At 73.6% G+C, this 17577-nt stretch carries 20 protein-coding genes and 1 pseudogene; 13 read left to right on the top strand and 8 right to left on the bottom strand.

Features of this window, described 5'->3' with window-relative positions:
* Nucleotides 1–936, bottom strand: a 936-nt coding sequence (locus ACZ6CZ_RS19815) for a maltotransferase domain-containing protein (protein WP_469022596.1), incomplete at its 3' end; no start/stop codon positions are given.
* Nucleotides 937–1046: 110 nt separating this feature from the next.
* Nucleotides 1047–1346, bottom strand: coding sequence for a DUF5133 domain-containing protein (locus ACZ6CZ_RS19810; RefSeq protein WP_469022594.1), 300 nt, complete (start codon nt 1344–1346; stop codon nt 1047–1049).
* A gap of 301 nt (nt 1347–1647) precedes the next feature.
* Here ACZ6CZ_RS19810 and ACZ6CZ_RS19805 point away from each other — a divergent pair, with 301 nt between their 5' ends.
* Nucleotides 1648–2190 (top strand): pep a2, encoded by a 543-nt coding sequence (locus tag ACZ6CZ_RS19805; protein ID WP_469022591.1) that lies wholly within the window; start codon nt 1648–1650, stop codon nt 2188–2190.
* Nucleotides 2191–2213: 23 nt separating this feature from the next.
* Nucleotides 2214–4331 (top strand): glycogen debranching protein GlgX, encoded by a 2118-nt coding sequence (glgX, locus tag ACZ6CZ_RS19800; RefSeq protein WP_469022630.1) that lies wholly within the window; start codon nt 2214–2216, stop codon nt 4329–4331.
* Between the two features lie 33 nt (nt 4332–4364).
* Here the strand turns inward: glgX and ACZ6CZ_RS19795 are convergent, their stop codons facing one another.
* Nucleotides 4365–5171 (bottom strand): VOC family protein, encoded by an 807-nt coding sequence (locus ACZ6CZ_RS19795; RefSeq protein ID WP_469022590.1) that lies wholly within the window; start codon nt 5169–5171, stop codon nt 4365–4367.
* 120 nt (nt 5172–5291) lie between these two features.
* Here ACZ6CZ_RS19795 and ACZ6CZ_RS19790 point away from each other — a divergent pair, with 120 nt between their 5' ends.
* Nucleotides 5292–5624 (top strand): ANTAR domain-containing protein, encoded by a 333-nt coding sequence (locus ACZ6CZ_RS19790; RefSeq protein ID WP_469022588.1) that lies wholly within the window; start codon nt 5292–5294, stop codon nt 5622–5624.
* 18 nt (nt 5625–5642) lie between these two features.
* Here the strand turns inward: ACZ6CZ_RS19790 and ACZ6CZ_RS19785 are convergent, their stop codons facing one another.
* The gene (locus ACZ6CZ_RS19785) at nt 5643–6440 is read right to left on the bottom strand and encodes an RNA polymerase sigma factor SigF (RefSeq protein ID WP_469022585.1); all 798 of its coding nucleotides are present in this window, start codon (nt 6438–6440) and stop codon (nt 5643–5645) included.
* Nucleotides 6441–6677: 237 nt separating this feature from the next.
* On the opposite strand from ACZ6CZ_RS19785, the pseudogene ACZ6CZ_RS19780 reads away from it, so the two are divergent.
* The 3 genes and pseudogenes from ACZ6CZ_RS19780 to ACZ6CZ_RS19770 form a co-directional block, all read left to right on the top strand.
* Nucleotides 6678–6989 (top strand): annotated as a pseudogene (locus ACZ6CZ_RS19780) (ABC transporter ATP-binding protein); the annotation flags it as partial.
* Nucleotides 6949–7815, top strand: a complete 867-nt coding sequence (locus ACZ6CZ_RS19775; RefSeq protein ID WP_469022581.1) for an ABC transporter permease — start codon at nt 6949–6951, stop codon at nt 7813–7815. The pseudogene ACZ6CZ_RS19780 and the gene ACZ6CZ_RS19775, both read left to right, overlap by 41 nt.
* Before the next feature lie 265 nt (nt 7816–8080).
* Complete coding sequence (locus ACZ6CZ_RS19770) at nt 8081–8605, top strand: hypothetical protein (RefSeq protein WP_469022579.1); 525 nt, start codon at nt 8081–8083, stop codon at nt 8603–8605.
* A 19-nt stretch (nt 8606–8624) separates the two neighbouring features.
* Here ACZ6CZ_RS19770 and hemC read toward each other — a convergent pair whose 3' ends face one another.
* Nucleotides 8625–9560, bottom strand: coding sequence for a hydroxymethylbilane synthase (hemC, locus tag ACZ6CZ_RS19765; protein WP_469022576.1), 936 nt, complete (start codon nt 9558–9560; stop codon nt 8625–8627).
* A 220-nt stretch (nt 9561–9780) separates the two neighbouring features.
* The gene (locus tag ACZ6CZ_RS19760; protein ID WP_469022628.1) at nt 9781–10734 is read right to left on the bottom strand and encodes an ATP-dependent DNA ligase; all 954 of its coding nucleotides are present in this window, start codon (nt 10732–10734) and stop codon (nt 9781–9783) included.
* A 206-nt stretch (nt 10735–10940) separates the two neighbouring features.
* Between ACZ6CZ_RS19760 and ACZ6CZ_RS19755 the strand changes: the two genes are divergently transcribed.
* From ACZ6CZ_RS19755 to ACZ6CZ_RS19725, 7 genes are all read left to right on the top strand, one after another.
* Complete coding sequence (locus ACZ6CZ_RS19755) at nt 10941–11591, top strand: GntR family transcriptional regulator (protein WP_469022573.1); 651 nt, start codon at nt 10941–10943, stop codon at nt 11589–11591.
* 297 nt (nt 11592–11888) lie between these two features.
* Nucleotides 11889–12677, top strand: a complete 789-nt coding sequence (locus ACZ6CZ_RS19750) for a PIG-L deacetylase family protein (protein ID WP_469022570.1) — start codon at nt 11889–11891, stop codon at nt 12675–12677.
* Nucleotides 12674–13384, top strand: coding sequence for a 4-carboxy-4-hydroxy-2-oxoadipate aldolase/oxaloacetate decarboxylase (locus tag ACZ6CZ_RS19745; protein ID WP_469022567.1), 711 nt, complete (start codon nt 12674–12676; stop codon nt 13382–13384). The genes ACZ6CZ_RS19750 and ACZ6CZ_RS19745 overlap by 4 nt, the downstream gene beginning before the upstream one ends.
* Nucleotides 13381–14502, top strand: a complete 1122-nt coding sequence (locus tag ACZ6CZ_RS19740; protein WP_469022565.1) for a 4-oxalomesaconate tautomerase — start codon at nt 13381–13383, stop codon at nt 14500–14502. The genes ACZ6CZ_RS19745 and ACZ6CZ_RS19740 overlap by 4 nt, the downstream gene beginning before the upstream one ends.
* Nucleotides 14483–15274 carry a VOC family protein gene (locus ACZ6CZ_RS19735; protein WP_469022562.1) on the top strand — a complete coding sequence of 264 codons (792 nt, stop codon included), beginning with the start codon at nt 14483–14485 and terminating at the stop codon, nt 15272–15274. Before ACZ6CZ_RS19740 ends, ACZ6CZ_RS19735 begins: the two co-directional genes overlap by 20 nt.
* A 67-nt stretch (nt 15275–15341) precedes the next feature.
* The gene (locus ACZ6CZ_RS19730) at nt 15342–15722 is read left to right on the top strand and encodes a DoxX family protein (protein ID WP_469022559.1); all 381 of its coding nucleotides are present in this window, start codon (nt 15342–15344) and stop codon (nt 15720–15722) included.
* On the top strand, nt 15719–16189 hold the full coding sequence (locus tag ACZ6CZ_RS19725; protein WP_469022557.1) for a peroxiredoxin: 471 nt from the start codon (nt 15719–15721) through the stop codon (nt 16187–16189). Before ACZ6CZ_RS19730 ends, ACZ6CZ_RS19725 begins: the two co-directional genes overlap by 4 nt.
* Before the next feature lie 63 nt (nt 16190–16252).
* Here the strand turns inward: ACZ6CZ_RS19725 and ACZ6CZ_RS19720 are convergent, their stop codons facing one another.
* Nucleotides 16253–16687: a cupin domain-containing protein gene (locus ACZ6CZ_RS19720; protein ID WP_469022553.1), complete on the bottom strand. Its 435-nt coding sequence runs from the start codon at nt 16685–16687 to the stop codon at nt 16253–16255.
* 180 nt (nt 16688–16867) lie between these two features.
* Nucleotides 16868–17482, bottom strand: a complete 615-nt coding sequence (locus tag ACZ6CZ_RS19715; protein WP_469022550.1) for a DNA polymerase ligase N-terminal domain-containing protein — start codon at nt 17480–17482, stop codon at nt 16868–16870.
* Nucleotides 17483–17577: the final 95 nt, after the last annotated feature.

The following is a 17577-nucleotide window of genomic DNA, read 5'->3' as shown; positions in this document are numbered from 1 at the left end:
CAACGCGAAGTCCAGGGCGACTTCCATGCCCAGCTCCGCGGCGCGTGCGACGAAGAAGTCGAAGTCCTCCAGCGTGCCCAGAGCGGGATGGACCGCGTCGTGACCGCCTTCCGCCGAACCGATCGCCCACGGCACGCCGACGTCGTCGGGCCCGGCGGTGAGGGTGTTGTTGCGGCCCTTGCGGAACGTCTGCCCGATCGGATGGACCGGCGGCAGGTAGACGACGTCGAAGCCCATCGCCGCGATGGCCTCCAGCCGCCGCGCCGCGGTACGGAACGTGCCGTGCGGCTGCTCGGGCGTGCCCTCGGAACGCGGGAAGAACTCGTACCACGAGCCGTACAACGCCCGCCGCCGCTCCACCAGCAGCGGCATCGGCTCCGACGACGTCACCAGCTCCCGCAGCGGAAACCGCGCCAGCACCTCCGCGACCTCCGGCGCCAGCGCAGCCGCGAGCCGCGCGTGCACGGGGAGCGAGTCGTCGCCGAGGGCCTGTGCGGCGGCCAGCACCCGGGCGCGGTCCGGGCCGTCGGGCACCCCGGCGGCCGCCCGGGTGTGCAGGACGGCGCCCTCCTCCAGGACCAGGCCGGTGTCGATGCCGGCGGGCACCTTGACGCGGGCGGTGTGCCGCCAGGTGCCGACCGGGTCGCTCCAGGCCTCGACCGTGTAGGTCCACCGGCCGGGGGCGCCCGGGGTGACGTCGGCGCCCCAGCGGTCGCTGCCGGGGGCGAGTTCCCGCATCGGCGTCCAGGGGCCGGGGCGGCCCTCCGGGTCGCGCAGGACGACGTTGGCCGCGACGGCGTCGTGGCCCTCGCCGAAGACGGTGGCGGTGACCTGGAACGTCTCCCCGGCAACTGCCTTGGCCGGGCGCCTGCCGCTGTCCACGGCAGGCCGGACGTCACGTACCGGGATGCGGCCGATGGCCGGGGTCGAACTCATGGATCTCACCTCCGCCGTGCGCGAAGCCGGGCCCTGGGCCCGGCTTCGCGGTCCGATTGAGCGGGACGACCGCTGTCCTCCCGCGAGGAACGCCGGTGTTGCTGCCGGGCTCACTGCCCGTGCGCCGCGGAACGCCGCTCCACCGGCGGCGCCCGCCTGGCCGCCGTGCGCCGGCGCGGCCTGCCGTTCTGTTCCCGCAGGTAGGTGACCAGGGTGCTGCGCAGGTACCGCTCGGCGGCGTCCGCCGCCTCACGGGCGCAGCGTTTGCCCATGAGCACGCACAGCGTGTAGCCGGCGTCCTCGAAGGTGGCCCGGACCGTGCGGTCGTGGGGTGAGGCGAGCATCAGCCGTTCCCACGCCCGGTACCGCCGCAACTGCCGGGCCACTTCGGTCTTCGCGGGTAGCAGCATGGCCCTGTTCACCCTCCGACGCTCTCGACTGGGCGCGTTCCCGACGGTCGGGTGGTGTCCGCGCGCGGGAGGGCACGGAACCTTTACGGCGATCGAGGCTTTCACTCATGGTGCACGCATGGGGACGCAGCGTCTTGTTGGATCTTCAACCACCTCAGCCGTCTCTCGTGTTGCACGAATGGCGTAGCGCCCGCACTGTGGATGTGACCCAGAAGCGATCAGCGCTCACGCTTCGTGTTCGGGAACCGATCCCGGACGGGGCGAGGGGAGCGGGAGCTTCGCCGGTGAGGAGCAAGCGACGATGAAGACCGCAGTGCCCTGCTACTACCACCTGGACGTGGAAGTCAGCCCCGAACGGGTGGGACAGGTCAGCCGCATCCTGGCCGCCCACCTGCGCTACTGGGACCTCGACAACCTCGTGGCCCCGGTCTGCCACGGCGCCGAACTGCTGCTGCGCGCGATCGACCAGCACGCGACCGACAAGCACACGTCGATCGAGATGTGGTGGAACCGCCAGCACCTCATCACCGCCGTCGGGGGAGACGACCGCGATCTGCGCCCCCACCAGGACCTGCGGTCCTGCCTGGCCGACATCGCCGCCATGAGCGACGGCTGGGGCTGCTGCGCCGCGGAGACCGGCAGCAAGATCATCTGGTTCTCGCAGCGGGCCCGCGCCGGCCAGCGCGTCCCGCTGGTGCCGATCGCCCCCGCGCCCAGCCTGCGCCAGGTGCTGCAAGTGCCCCGCGAGGTCCCGTCGGCCATGCTGGCCGCCCAGCCGGCCACCTCGGGCAACGCCCGGGACGCGCTCACGGACGCCGACGGCGCGCTGGAGGGGGCCCGGTGACCCGCGAGAAGTCCCGGACCGGGGTGCCCGTCTGGAGTGGACACCCCTACCCGCTGGGTGCCTCCTTCGACGGACAGGGCACCAACTTCGCCCTGTTCAGCGAGGTGGCCGAGCGCGTCGAGCTGATCCTCGTCGACGAGAAGGGGGCCGGCCGCGCCGTACCGCTGAGCGAGGTCGACGGGTCCGTGTGGCACGCCTACCTGCCCGGTATCGGCCCGGGCCGGCGCTACGGCTACCGCGTCCACGGCCCCTGGAACCCCTCGGCGGGAAACCGCTGCAACCCGGCGAAGCTGCTGCTCGACCCGTACGCCCGGGCGGTGGACGGCCAGATCGACAACCACGCCTCCCTCTACGAGCGCGCCCCGGACGGAGCCTCGCCCGCCGACAGCGCAGGGCACTCCATGCTCGGCGTGGTCACCGACCCCTTCTTCGACTGGGGCGACGACCGCCCGCCCCGGCGGCCGTACGCCGAGTCGGTCATCTACGAGACCCACGTCAAGGGCCTGACGCGGTGTCACCCGGACGTCCCGGAGCACCTGCGCGGCACCTACGCCGGCCTCGCCCACCCCTCGGTCCTCGAGCACCTCACCTCGCTCGGCGTGACCGCGGTGGAGCTGATGCCGGTCCACCAGTTCGTGCACGACGGCGTCCTTCAGGACCGGGGTCTGGCCAACTACTGGGGCTACAACACCATCGGCTTCTTCGCCCCGCACAACGCCTACGCCGCGTTCGGCACCCGCGGCCAGCAGGTCAACGAGTTCAAGGCCATGGTGAAGGCCCTGCACCGGGCCGGCCTCGAAGTGATCCTCGACGTGGTCTACAACCACACCGCCGAGGGCAACGAGAAGGGCCCCACCCTGTCCTTCCGGGGCATCGACAACGCCTCCTACTACCGCCTGGTCGACGGCGACTGGGCGCACTACTACGACACCACCGGCACCGGCAACAGCCTGCTGATGCGCCACCCCTACGTGCTGCAGCTCATCATGGACTCGCTGCGGTACTGGGTGACCGAGATGCACGTCGACGGCTTCCGCTTCGACCTCGCGGCCACCCTCGCCCGGCAGTTCCACGAGGTGGACCGGCTGTCGGCGTTCTTCGACCTGATCCAGCAGGACCCGGTGATCAGCCGCGTGAAGCTGATCGCCGAGCCGTGGGACGTGGGGGAGGGCGGTTACCAGGTCGGCAACTTCCCGCCCCTGTGGTCGGAGTGGAACGGGCCCTACCGCGACGCCGTACGGGACTTCTGGCGCGGGGAGCCCGGCTCGCTCGGCGAGTTCGCCTCCCGGCTGACCGGCTCCTCCGACCTGTACGGACACAGCCGCCGCCGGCCGCGCGCCAGCGTCAACTTCATCACCGCGCACGACGGTTTCACCCTGCGCGACCTCGTGTCGTACAACGACAAGCACAACGAGGCCAACGGGGAGGACAACCGGGACGGCGAGAGCCACAACCGGTCCTGGAACTGCGGGGTGGAGGGGGACACCGACGACCCGGCCGTGCTGGAGCTGCGCGCCCGCCAGCAGCGCAACCTGCTGGCCACGCTGCTGCTGTCGCAGGGCATCCCGATGCTCTGCCACGGCGACGAACTCGGCCGCACCCAGGGCGGCAACAACAACGCCTACTGCCAGGACAACGAGGTCTCCTGGGTCGACTGGCGGCTCACCGGCGAACAGCGCTCCCTGACGGACTTCGCCCGGCGGGTCATCGCCCTGCGCGCGGCCCATCCGGTGCTGCGCCGGCGCCGCTTCTTCCGCGGCGAGACCGTCACCCACGCCGGGCAGCCGCTGCCCGACCTGGTGTGGCTGCTGCCCGACGCGACCGAGATGACCGAGAAGGACTGGCAGCGCCCCGACGCGTACTCCGTCGGCGTCTTCCTCAACGGCGACGCCATCGCCGAACGCGACTCCTACGGGCGCCGCCTGGTCGACGACTCGTTCCTGCTGCTGTTCAACGCCTACTGGGAACCGGTGGAGTTCCGGCTGCCCGACCGCTCCTACGGCGAGCGCTGGACGAGCCTCATCGACACCGCCGACCCCGACGGCCTGCCCGACGAACGCGAGCGCAAGGCCGGCACCCGGCTGCGCGTGGACTCCCGCAGCCTGGTCCTGCTCACCCGCCCGTCCCGCGCCACGGCGTAGGACGCGAGCGGCACACCTGCCGGGGGAGGTCCGTCAGTGCCCGGCGCGGGAGGTCACCGTGAACTGGGCGCCGTCGGGGTCGCGCAGGATCACCTCGGTGTCGTCCTCGCGGAGCACGCTGCCGCCGTGCTTCTCGGCGGTACGCGCACAGGCCGCCACGTCGGCCACGGCGAAGTGGACCTGCCAGTGCGGCCGGACGGACGGGTCGGGGGCCGCCTCCACCGCGCCGGAGTCGATGCGCGCCACGACCACGCCTCCGCTGCGCAGCACCACCTCACCGCCCTCGTACTCCACCTCGCAGCAGCCCGGCTGCGACGAGGCCCAGTCGAGGATCTCGCCGTAGAAGATCGCCGCGTCGAAGGCGTTGCGGGTGTGCAGCCGGATGAAGGTCGGCGCCGCCCGCCGCCAGGCCTCCCAGTTGGAGACCAGCTCGCCCTGCCAGATCCCGAAGATGGCACCGTCGCGGTCGGCGAGCAGCGCGGCCCGGCCGGGCGGGAAGGACAGCGGTCCCACGGCCGCCGTACCGCCCCGCTCCCGGGCCCGGCTGACGGCCAGGTCGGCGTCCGGGACGGCGAAGTACGGCGTCCACGCCACAGCCATCTGCCACATGCCCGCGACCGCCGCGATGCCGGCGACCGGCACCCCGCCCGCCAGCGCGATCCGGAAGTGATCGCCCAGCTTGACGCCCCGCCACCGCCAGCCCAGCACCGCGGCGTAGAAGTCCTGGGTCGCCTCCAGGTCGCGGCTGGTCAGACTGACCCAGCAGGGGGCGCCGAAGACGGAGTGAGTGGAGACGATGTTCTTCTTCGCTCCGCCGCGGAGCGGCGTGTCCTGGTTCATGGCAGTCGTGTCCTGGGGTGAGGGGCCCGGCCGGTACCGGCGTGACACCAGTGTCCGGCCGAAAGCGGTTCGTGTGCCTGTCGAGTACCCCGGTGGCAGGGGTCCGGCCGAGTGAGCAGGATGGAAGGCATGGGAGAGTCGGGTGACAGCGAGACGGACCGGATCCTCGCCTTGGAGGAGGAGATCGGCCAGCTCAAGGCGGCCGTGACCTCCCACGCCGTGGTGGACCAGGCCATCGGGATGGTGGTCGCGCTCGGCCGGGTGACGCCGGACGAGGGGTGGTCGGTGCTCAAGGACGTCTCCCAGCACACCAACATCAGGCTGCGCAACGTCGCGGAACTCATCCTCATCTGGGGGCGCACGGGCGACCTGCCCCCCGACATCCGCGCCGCGCTCGAGGACGCCCTGGACCGCTACGGCCCCACCCAGGTGCCGGGCGCCCCGCCCGAGTAGCGGCGCCGCCCCGAGCGCTCATCGCACCTCGGCGAGCAGTTCCTCGCGCAGCCGGTCGAAGCAGCCGCTGAGCAGCCGCGAGACGTGCATCTGGGATATCCCGAGCTGCTGGGCGATCCGGCTCTGCGTCATCCCGCCGAAGAACCGCAGGTACAGGATGGTCCGCTCGCGCTCCGGCAGGGCGGCCAGGCAGGGCTTGACGGCGGCCCGGTCGATGACCAGGTCGAAGCCCGGGTCGGAGGCGCCGAGGGAGTCCCCGAGCGCGTAGCCCTCGGTCCCGGCCACCTCGGCGTCCAGGGACAGGGCGGAGAAGCACTCCAGCGCCTCCATGCCGGTGCGCACCTCGTCCTCGCTCAGCTGGGTGAACTCGGCGATCTCGGCGATCGTCGGTCCCCGGCCCGGCGTGGTCTGCGCCAGTTCCTTCACCGCGCCGCGGACCCGGTTGCGCAGGTCCTGCACCCGGCGCGGCACGTGCAGGGTCCACATGTGGTCCCGGAAGTGCCGCTTGATCTCACCGGTGACGGTGGGGACCGCGTACGCCTCGAAGGCACGGCCGCGCGCCGGGTCGTAGTGGTCGACGGCCTTGACCAGGCCCAGCGCGGCCACCTGGTACAGGTCCTCCAGGGTCTCGCCCCGGCCCCGGAACCGGACGGCGATCCGCTCGGCCATGGGCAGCCACAGCCGGACCAGGTCGTCGCGCAGCGCCTGGCGCTCGGGACCGTCGGGCAGCCCGGCGAGCCGCTCGAACGACGCGGCCGTGTCCGGGGCGTCGTCATGGGGGTGGTGGTGGGGCTTCATGCTGCCGGTGGTAGGCATCGCGCACCTCTCTCAACAGGTGCTGGAGGGACAGACACCGTGGGAGGCCCGCTCGGACCAGATGAAGGAGGACACCGGGGTCCCCGGCGGGGCCGGCTCCCACGGACGTGCCTCCGGTCCGAAGCACTGAGACTGTCATTCCCCGGAAGGGGCATACACAAACAATTCGGACGATAAGCACACTTTCCGGCCTTCCGGCCTTCCGGGACGCTCGGCGACGGGGCGCCCGGGCGCCCGGCCCGCACCGGCGTCTGGGAGCCCATCAACGCCGTACGGGCGGCCACCGGGATGACCGTCCTGGTCACCACCCACTACATGGACGAGGCCGACCAGTACTGCGACCGGGTCGCCCTCATGCACCGCGGCCGCGTCCGCGCCCTGGGCACCCCGGCGGAGCTTCGGCGGGGACTCGCCGAACGCCTGGGCACGGACGCCCTGCCCACCCTCGAAGACGTCTTCCGCGACGTGGCCGGCAGCGGCCTCGACGACCGGACAGGAGGTCTCCGCGATGTCCGAAGCACCCGCCGCACCGCGCACCGCGTCGGCTGACGGCGCCCCGAACGGCGCCGCGCAGCCGGCCCTGCTGCTGCGCCCGCCGGCACCCCGCGCGGGCTGGCGGGTGCTGCCCGCCCGGGTGGCCGCCATGTGCGCCGTCGAGCTGCAGAAGCTGCGCCACGACCGCACCGAGCTGTACACCCGGGCGGTCCAGCCCGCCCTCTGGCTGCTGATCTTCGGCCAGACCTTCACCCGGATCCGCGCCATCCCCACCGGCGGCATCCCCTACATCGACTACCTGGCGCCCGGCATCATCGCCCAGTCCGCGATGTTCATCGCCATCTTCTACGGCATCCAAATCATCTGGGAGCGGGACGCGGGCATCCTCAACAAGCTGCTCGTCACCCCCACCCCGCGCTCGGCCCTGATCACCGGCAAGGCGTTCGCGGCCGGGGTGAAGTCGCTGATCCAGGCCGTCGTCGTGATCGTCATCGCCGCCCTGCTCGGGGTGGCCCTCACCTGGAACCCGCTGCGCCTGCTCGGCGTCGGCGCCGCCGTGATCCTCGCCTCCGCCTTCTTCTCCTGTCTGTCGATGACCATCGCGGGCATCGTGCTCAGCCGCGACCGGCTCATGGCCTTCGGTCAGGCGATCACCATGCCGCTGTTCTTCGGCTCCAACGCGCTGTACCCCGTCTCCGTCATGCCCGGCTGGCTCCAGGCCGTCAGCAAGGTCAACCCGCTCAGCTACCAGGTCGACGCGCTGCGCGGACTGCTGCTGGGCACGCCGGCCCATCTCGCCGCCGACTTCGGTGTCCTGGCGGTCGCCGCCGCCCTCGGTGTCGCCGCCGCCTCCTCGCTGCTCGGCCGCCTGGCCCGCTGACCCCTCCCGGCCGACCCTGCCAGGAGGCCGAGCCGACCTCGCCGGGAGGCCGAGCCGGTCCCGCCGGGAAGGCGATCTTGCGGGGAACGTGATGTGCGGCACGCACCCCGGCCGGGTCGGCGCGAGGTCCGGCCGAGTTCCCGCTGGGCACGGCTTGATCACCGATCAAAGTGGGCGAACCGCCTGGCCACAGCGCATTCCACGCATTTGACAGTGCCCTGAGCCCACAGATAGACAGCAGCTCTCGAAGGTCGAGAGGGGCACTGTGTACGAGCCGAACGTGGTCGGGGACTGGCAGGAGTACGACGAGCATGCCGGTCTGCGGGTCCGCGTCCACCGCCTGGAGGCCGGCGAGCCCCCGCGCGGACGCGACGACGCCGCGGCGGGGCTGTCGTACTTCAGTGTCCGTGTGACGGTCGAGAACCGGGGCGCGAGCACCGTGTGCGTCCATCTGGAGGACGGGCAGATCGACGTCCGGGCCGGTGCCGACGGGGAGAGCGCCTTCATCGACTGGCGCAACTCGCAGTTCATCGAGGGCTTCGACGTCTACCCGCTGCGCCGGGCCACCGCCGTGATCTACGCCGCCGCCCCCGAGGCGTCACTGGCCCAGGTCGACGTCCAGGTCCAGCTGCGGGCGGACGAGGAGTGGGCCGACCGGCGGCTGTGGACGGGCGGCATCGGCGTCCTGGAGGCGACCGCGCCGACCGCTTCGGCGGGCGCCGCGCCGGGCGGCCTCGCCCACCAGGTCAGCGCCTTCCTGAAGGACCAGACGGAGCCGGGCGCCTCCTGACGGCCGCCGTCCGGCGGACTCAGTGCGGGATGCCGTCGATGATCTCGCGTGCGCCCTGGCGCAGCAGTGACACCGCGACCGAGGTGCCGAGCGTGGCCGGGTCGAGCCGGCCGGCCCACTCGTGCGCGTTCAGCCGGGTCTTGCCGTCGGGCGTGAACACGCAGGCGCGCAGGGACAGTTCACCGCCGCCCTCCACGCGGGCGTAACCGGCGATCGGGCTGTTGCAGTGCCCCTGCAGGACGTGCAGGAACATCCGCTCGGCGGCCGCCTCCCGGGCGGTGTGCTGGTCGCCGAGCCCGGCGACCACCTCGATCAGCTCGGTGTCGCCCTCCCGGCACTGCAGGGCGAGGATGCCCGCGCCGATGGGCGGCATCATCGCGTCCGGCGACAGCACCTCGCTGATCGCGTCCGTCCGGCCGATCCGCTCCAGCCCGGACACCGCCAGCAGCAGCGCGTCCGCCTCCCCGGCGGCGAGCTTCTCCAGCCGCCGGTTGGCGTTGCCCCGGAACGGCACGCACTCCAGATGCGGATGCGAGGCGGCCAGCTGGGCGATCCGGCGCACCGCCGACGTGCCGATCCGGGTGCCGGGCGGGAGCTGGTCGAGGGTGAGGCCGCCGGGGTGCACCAGGGCGTCGCGGATGTCGTCGCGCTTGAGGAACGCGGCGAACACGGTGCCGGCGGGCAGCGGCCGGTCGGCGGGCACGTCCTTGACGCAGTGCACCGCGAGGTCGGCCTCCCCGGCCAGCAGGGCCGCGTCCACCTCCTTGGTGAACGCCCCCTTGCCCTCCACCAGGGACAGGTCGCCGAGCCACTTGTCGCCGGTGGTCCGCACCGGTACGACCTCGGTGCGCACGCCCGGCCGCAGAGCGCTCAACTCGGCCCGGACACGCTCGACTTGAGCGAGGGCCATCGGGGAGTCGCGGGAGACGATGCGGATCAGTTCGGGGGCGGACATGCGGACACGATAGACCGTCGGACGGGCCGCTCGTCCCCGGACCCGGTCCCACCCGATCCGGGCTCGGCCGTTTCCCCAGCCGCGCACGTGCCCGAACCGATCGACTCGCCACCGCGGGCCGCGCCGTACGGCCGTTCGTGCCGTACGACCGTTCGCGCCGTACGGCCGTTCGTGCCCCGCCCCGCCGAGACGTGCCGTCCGCTCGCCGGCCGGCGGTGTGTCAGCCGGCGTCCGGCGGCAGGTCCGCGGCGGACTCCTCGGGGGTGAGGTCCGGCCGCAGCCGCTGCCAGGACGGCTGGCGCAGCATCCCGGCCCGGGTACGGGTGCTGTAGCTGACCTCGCCGACCAGCCGGGGCAGCACCCAGCGGGCGCCGGACACCGCCGGGACCGGGTCGAACGGGCACACGCCGGTCTCGGCGGCCGCCAGCAGCGCCGCCAGATCGGCGCGCTCGGCATGGCTCCAGCCGGTGCCCACACCGCCGACGTACCGCAGCCGCCCGCCCCCGCGCTGGCCGACCAGCACCGCCCCGGGCAGGCCGGCCAGCCGGCCCTTGCCGGGCAGCCAGCCGCCGACGATGACGTCCTCGGCGCGCAGGTTCCGGATCTTGATCCAGGCGCGCGAGCGCACCCCGGGTTCGTACACCGAGTCCAGCCGTTTGCACACGAGCCCCTCCAGGCCGTGCTCGCGGGTGGCCCGCAGGGCCTCGGCCCCGTGTCCGGTGACCGCGGCCGGGACGGACCAGTGCGGTCCCGCCAGGGCCAGCTCCTCCAGCAGCGTCCGGCGCCGTGCGTACGGCAGCGCGAGCAGCGGCCGCCGCAGGTGCGGCAGGTCGAAGATCACCAGGTGGACCGGCACCTGGGCGGCGCGCCGGGCGGCCCGGGCCGGGGCGTGCGCCAGGCCCATCCGGCTCTGCAGGAGCTGGAAGTCCGCGCGCCCGCGTTCGTCCAGGGCCAGCACCTCGCCGTCCAGCACGGCGGGAGTGTCACCCAGCGCGGAGCCCAGCGGACGCAGCTCCGGATAGGCGGCAGTGATGTCCTCCCCGGAGCGGGCGCGCAGCAGCACACCGCCGTCACCGGGGAGGTACACCACCACCCGCTGCCCGTCCTGCTTGGTCTCGTACGCCCACCGGTCGTCCTGCGCGGCGGGTGGCAGCCGGCCGGGCGTGGCGAGCATGGGCGGGACGAACGGCAGGGTCTGGGCGGTCACAGCGAAGGTGTCGACCGCGCCCGGCCCGCTCACGCGTCTTCGCGGCGCGGTTCCCCTGAACGGGCCGCCGGACGGCTGCCGCGCGACCGCCGGGCACTATGGCGGACAAAATTGTTGACAATCTTGTCCGGCTAGATTTACGTTCGACAGGCACTCACTCAGGGAGGGCAGCGATGCCGAAGGAAGCCCGTCCGAGCACCGGGGAGCAGGCCAAGCAGCATGCGCTCGCGCAGCTGCGGCAGGCGATCCTGCACGGCGAGATGGCACCGGCCCAGCGGCTGGTGGAGAACGAACTCGCCGAGCAGCTCGGTGTGACACGGGCCAGCATCCGGGCGGCACTGATCGATCTGGAGGCGCAGGGACTGGTCGAACGGATCCGCAACCGCGGTTCGCGGGTGCGGGTGGTGACCGTGGAGGAGGCGGTCGCGATCACGGAGTGCCGCATGGTCCTGGAAGGGCTGTGCGCGGCCAAGGCGGCCGTCGCGGCGAGCGACGAGCAGCTGGCCGGCCTCGCCGGCCTCGGCGAGGCCATGACCAAGGCCGTCGCCGACGGCGAGCCGGTGACGTACTCCGAACTCAACCACGAACTCCACGACCGGATCCGGGAGATCTCCGGACAGCAGACCGCCGTGCAGCTGCTGGAACGGCTCAACGCCCAACTGGTGCGTCACCGGTTCCAGTTGGCGCTGAGGCCGGGGCGTCCGCAGCAATCCCTGAACGAGCACCTGGCGATGATCGACGCGATCGCGGCCAGGGACCCGCAGGCGGCCGAAGCGGCCGTCCGCGCCCACCTCGGCAGCGTGATCGACGCGCTGCGCGACTGACGCGTCGCGTGACCGACGCGCTGAGCGGCTGACGCACTGCGCGACTGGCGCACGGCGCGGCTGACGTGTCGCGCGGCCGAACCGGCGCGCTGCCGGCCGTCGCACGACCGCAGCGTCGTGCGCCGGACGCGAGGTGGGCGCACACCTGTCCAGCACGGCGAGAACGCCACAGGGGCGCGCCGGAGGACGAGCACGGATGCGCGTGACGGCCCGCGGGGCCGGGCGCTGCCGCGCTCTCGTTCCCCCGGCCGCGGCGCCCGTGCGGCGAGCCGTCCGAACGTAGGAGTGATGTCCGCCATGACCGACGCCAACGCGCCTTCCCCCGCCGGTGGTTCCGCCCGGGCGGAGGGGCCTCCCTCACCGCCGCGGTCCACCTTGGTCGTCACCGCGCACGCCGGGGACTTCGTGTGGCGGGCGGGCGGCGCCATCGCCCTGGCCGCCTCCCGGGGCGAGAAGGTCACCATCGCCTGCCTGACCTTCGGTGAGCGCGGTGAGTCCGCCAAGGCGTGGCGCGAGGGCAGGAACCTCGAGGAGATCAAGGCCATGCGCCGTGACGAGGCCGAGCGGGCCGCTGCCGCCCTCGGCGCCGAGGTCCGCTTCTTCGACGCCGGCGACTACCCGCTGGTGGCCTCAGCCGAGCTGACCGACCGGCTGGTCGCCGTCTACCGCGAGACGCAGCCGGACGTCGTGCTCACCCACCCGGCCGAGGACCCGTACAACGGCGACCACCCCGCCGCCAACCGGATGGCGCTGGAGGCCCGCGTCCTCGCCCAGGCCATCGGCTACCCCGGCCCCGGCGGCATCATCGGCGCCCCGCCGCTCTTCTACTTCGAGCCCCACCAGCCCGAGATGAGCGGCTTCCGGCCCGAGGTGCTCCTCGACATCACCGAGGTGTGGCAGACCAAGCGCAAGGCCATGGAGTGCCTCGGCGCCCAGCAGCACCTGTGGGACTACTACACCGACCTCGCCGTGCGCCGCGGCGTCCAGCTCAAGCGCAACGCGGGCCCCAACCTGGGCCTGGCCCACGAGACCATGGCCGAGGCCTACATGCGCCCCTACCCGCAGATCGCGAAGGAGCTGGCATGAGCGGCGTGATCGTCACCGGTCCCCCCAAGGCCGCCCCGCGGGACGTCGAGGCGCTGGCCGGGTTCGGCGTGGCCACCGTCAGCGAGGCGATGGGCCGCACCGGCCTGCTCGGGCCGGGGATCCGCCCGGTCCAGCAGGGCGTGCGCATCGCGGGCACCGCGGTCACCGTGCTCAGCCGGCCCGGCGACAACCTCATGATCCACGCCGCGGTGGAGCAGTGCGGCGAGGGCGACGTCCTGGTCGTCACCACCACCTCCCCCTCCACCGACGGCATGTTCGGCGAGCTGTTCGCCACCGCGCTGCACCGGCGCGGTGTGCGGGGCCTGGTCATCAACGCCGGTGTCCGCGACACCCAGGAGCTGCGGGAGATGGGCTTCGCCGTCTGGTCCCGGGCCGTCTCGGCACAGGGCACCGTGAAGGCCACCGGCGGCTCGGTCAACGTGCCCGTCGCCATCGACGGCCAGGTGATCCGCCCCGGTGACGTGATCGTCGCCGACGACGACGGCGTGGTGGTCGTGGACCGCGAGAAGGCGCGCGCGACCGCCGAGGCGTCCGCGGCCCGGGAGGCCAAGGAGGCCGGCGCCCGTGCCGCCTTCCGGGAGGGCGGCCTCGGCCTCGACCGCTACGGCCTGCGGCAGAGACTGGCCGACCTCGGCGTGACGTACCGCTCCTACGAGGAGTACGCACGGCAGGGAGGCGGGGCATGAAGGGGCCCGCGGAGGTGCGCTGCATGCTGATGCGCGGCGGCACCTCCAAGGGCGCCTACTTCCTGGCCGGTGACCTCCCCGCCGACCCGGCCGCCCGCGACGCCCTGCTGCTGCGGGTGATGGGCAGCCCGGACCCGCGCCAGATCGACGGCCTGGGCGGCGCCCACCCGCTGACCAGCAAGGTGGCCGTGGTCTCGGCGTCGGACGACCCGGAGGCCGACGTCGACTACCTGTTCCTCCAGGTCGCCGTGGACCGGCCCGAGGTGAGCGCCCGGCAGAACTGCGGCAACATCCTCGCCGGGGTCGGCCCGTTCGCCGTCGAGCGGGGGCTCGTGGCCCCCGGCGACGACCGCACCGCCGTACGCATCCGGATGCTCAACACGGGGGAGCGGGCCGTGGCCGGCTTCCCCACCCCGGGCGGACGGGTCGACTACACCGGTGACACCTCGATCTCGGGGGTGCCGGGGACGGCCGCCCCCGTGGTCATCGAGTTCCCGCCCGGCGACAGCCCTCTGCTGCCCACCGGCAACGTCCGCGATGTCGTTGCCGGCACCCCGGTGACCTGCGTCGACAACGGGATGCCCACCGTGCTGATCGCGGCCTCCCAGCTGCGGGTCACCGGGTACGAGGAGCCCCGCGACCTGGAGGAGGACGTGGCGCTGGCCGACCGGCTGCGCGAGATCCGGCTGGCCGCGGGCGAGCTGATGGGCCTCGGTGACGTCGAGGCCGCCACCGTGCCCAAGCTCAGCCTGCTCGCCCCGCCGCGCCACGGCGGCGCGATCACCACCCGCACCTTCATCCCGGTGCGCTGCCACACCTCGATCGGCGTCCTGGGCGCCGCGAGCGTGGCGGCCGGCCTGCGGTTGCCCGGCAGCGTGGGGGAGGGGCTCGCGCGCCTCCCCGGACACGGCGACCGCGTCCGGATCGAACACCCCACCGGGTTCCTCGACATCGACACCCGCGTCGAGACCGGCACCGGCGGTGCGGCCCCCGTGGCGCGCCGCACCGCCGTCGTCCGCACCGCCCGCAAACTCTTCGACGGCACGGTCTTCCCCCGGCCCGCCGGCACCGCACCCGCACACCCCTCTGGAGGCAACGATGGCTCCGCCCCTCGGTGACATCGCCCATCTCGGCCACGCCCAGCTGTTCACCCCGGACCTGAACGCCAGTGTCGCCTTCTTCACCGACTTCCTCGGGCTCACCGTCGACGGCGAGCACGGCGACACCGTCTACCTGCGCACCTTCGACGACTACGAGCACCACAGCCTGGTGCTCACCGCCCGCGACCGGCCCGGCCTCGGCCGGCTCGCGCTGCGCACCTCCAGCGAGGAGGCCCTGCGGCGCCGGGTGACGGCGATCGAGGAGGCCGGCGGCCGCGGCCACTGGACCGAGGACGAGCCCGGGCTCGGCAAGCTCTACGTCACCACCGACCCGGACGGGCACGAACACGCCCTGTACTGGGAGAGCGCGTACTACCGGTGCCCCGAGGAGCTGAGGCCCGCCCTGAAGAACCAGCCGCAGGCCAAGCCCAACCGGGGCGTGGGCGTACGGCGACTGGACCACGTCAACGTGACCTACCTGGTCGTCTTCCTCACCGGCGTGTTCCTCAACAGCGCCCAGACGATGATCTACGCGACCGTCTCCATCCGCTCCACCCCGGACGGCCGCGCGACCGCCGTCGGCTGGACCTCGGGCATGGGCCGCTTCGGCGCCGTCTTCGGACCGTGGCTCGGCGGCCAATTGCTCGCCGCGGGCGACGGCGACCTCGGATTCACCGCGTTCGCCCTGGCCGGTGTCTCCTCCACGGTGTTCATCGGCGTCGCGGCACTGCGCTCGGCCCGGCGGCCGGAGCGCGACGGCGCAGGGCGGCGGTTGGTCACCGCCGGCTGACCCGGACCGCGAACCCGGTGACCTACCGTCGAGTAATATCCGGCGGCAGGCCACCCTAGGAGGAACCGTGTCACGGTCCGAACGCTCGCCCCTGCTGCTCGCCGGCCTGCTGGCCGCCGCGGGAGTCGCCCACTTCGCCGCCCCGCGCCAGTTCGACGCCACGATCCCCAAGGCACTGCCGGGCTCGCCCAGGGCGTGGACCTACGGCAGCGGCGTGGTCGAGCTGGCGCTCGCGGCCGGGCTGGCGGCGCCCCGGACCCGGGCGGTGACCGCGCGGGCGGCGGCGGCCTTCTTCGTCGGGGTGTTCCCGGCCAACGTGCAGATGGCCGTCGACTGGCGCCACCGGCCCGCCCCCCAGCGCCGGGCCGCCCTGGCGCGGCTGCCCCTCCAGGTGCCCCTGGTGCTGTGGGCGCGCGGCGTGGCGCGCGGCGCGGAGGGCCGGTCGTGACCGGGCGGGTGGAGACCGGGGACCGGGCCGCGGACTTCGCGCTGCCCGACGAGACCGGCACGGTGCGCACGCTGTCGGAGCTGCTGGCCGACGGGCCGGTCGTGCTGTTCTTCTACCCGGCCGCCCTCACCCCCGGCTGCACCGCCGAGGCCTGTCACTTCCGCGACCTCGCCGCCGAGTTCGCGGCCGCCGGCGCCCGGCCGGTCGGCATCAGCGGCGACGCCGTGGAACGCCAGCAGGAGTTCGCCGGCCGGCACACCCTGGGCATGCCCCTGCTGTCCGACGCCGACGGCACGGTCCGGGACCTGTTCGGAGTGAAGCGGGGCTTCTCCCTCGCGCCCACCAAGCGGGTCACCTTCGTCATCGCCGAGGACCGCACCGTCCTGGAGGTCGTGCGCAGCGAACTGCGCATGAACACCCACGCCGACCGGGCCCTGTCCGTGCTGCGCGCCCGGCGCCGGGACTGACCCCGGACTGAACCCGGACCTGGCCCGCACCGAGCCCGGACGGCGGTCCGACCGGCCGGCCGGTCACTGGAACGGGCAGCCCGGGTTCGGCGCGTCCTCGGAGAAGGGGGCGCCGTGCGGCAGCACGTACAGCACGTCGAGCACGACCGGGGTGTCGCCCAGGTTGCGGCCGATGTGCACGTGGTCCGCACCGGACGGTTCCTGGATCGTGCTGCCCCGGCGGTAGACACCGTCGGGGGCGCAGCCGGAGTCGAAGTGGCTGAGGGTGCCCTGCCTGACGACGCCGTACAGCGGGCCGTCGTGGTAGTGCCAGCCGGTGCTCTGCCCCGGCGGAACGGTGATCTCGCGCAGCACGTAGTCGGTGCCGCCGACGGTGCGCTGGCTGATCAGCCGGGCCGTCACGCCGGGACCGGCCGGCGTGGCACCGGCGGTGCCGCAGGTGAGGACGGCGGCGGTGGTCACCGTCGCGGTGAGCAGGGTACGCAGAGCGGCGCGCATGCGGCAGCCTCCAGGTCTGAAGCGGGACACCCGCCGCGACCCTAGAGGCAGCGCGGACCGCCCGGGGGCGGAACCCGGTGATCCGGATCGGCCGGCCCGGCGTCTGCCGACTCGTCGCACCCGGCGCCCGACCAGCGCTGCGGAGCGGGGAGTTGGCGGACGCCGGGCCGGATCGCGCCCTCAGGTCGCCCGTGCCTCCGCGGCGACCTGGGCGAGGGTGCGTCCGGTGCGCGCCGAGCGGGCGCGCCGGGGATCGGGCGTGCCGCGGCCGGCGGCGGCAGCCGGGCGGGCGGATCCCTTCCGCACCAGCAGCCACGCCTCCTCACCCGCGCGGCCCCCACAGCGGGTGAGGGCGTACGCGCCGCGCAGCTTGCCGCCGTGCAGCCGGAACGTGGCGTGACCGCGCTCCAGCGACTGGGCGAGGCCGACCGGCCGCCCCGCCCGGTCGTGGCCGAGCGGCTCGTACGTGCCGTGGTCCCGGACGATGACCGTGCCGCCCCCGTACTCGCCCGCGGGGATCACGCCCTCGAACTCCTCGCAGGCGAGCGGGTGGTCCTCGGTCGGCACCGCCGGCCGCTTGTCACCCGGATCGGCCGACGGCCCCTTCGGCACGGACCACGACCTCAGCACGTCGCCGACCTGCGACCGGAAGTCGGCGTGCATCCGGCGCGCGTCATGGATCTGCACCACGAACCGCGGCGCGCCGCCGACGGCACCGCTCCCGCCCGGCGGTTCCCCGGTCCGCCCGACATCACGCCTGCCACGGTCCGTCCGCGACCCGTCCTGCGCCGCCACGTCCGGCTTCCTTCCCCGCGTCCGCCGCACCCGCCCCGGGTGCCCCGCGCCGCCGGGCGCTGTCGCCAGGTGACCGGATCGCTGTCACGATTCCC

It is taken from the genome of Streptomyces sp. NPDC041135 (assembly GCF_055592085.1).
Note: the sequence above shows the minus strand (reverse complement) of the source record. Positions and strands in the feature narration are given on the sequence as shown.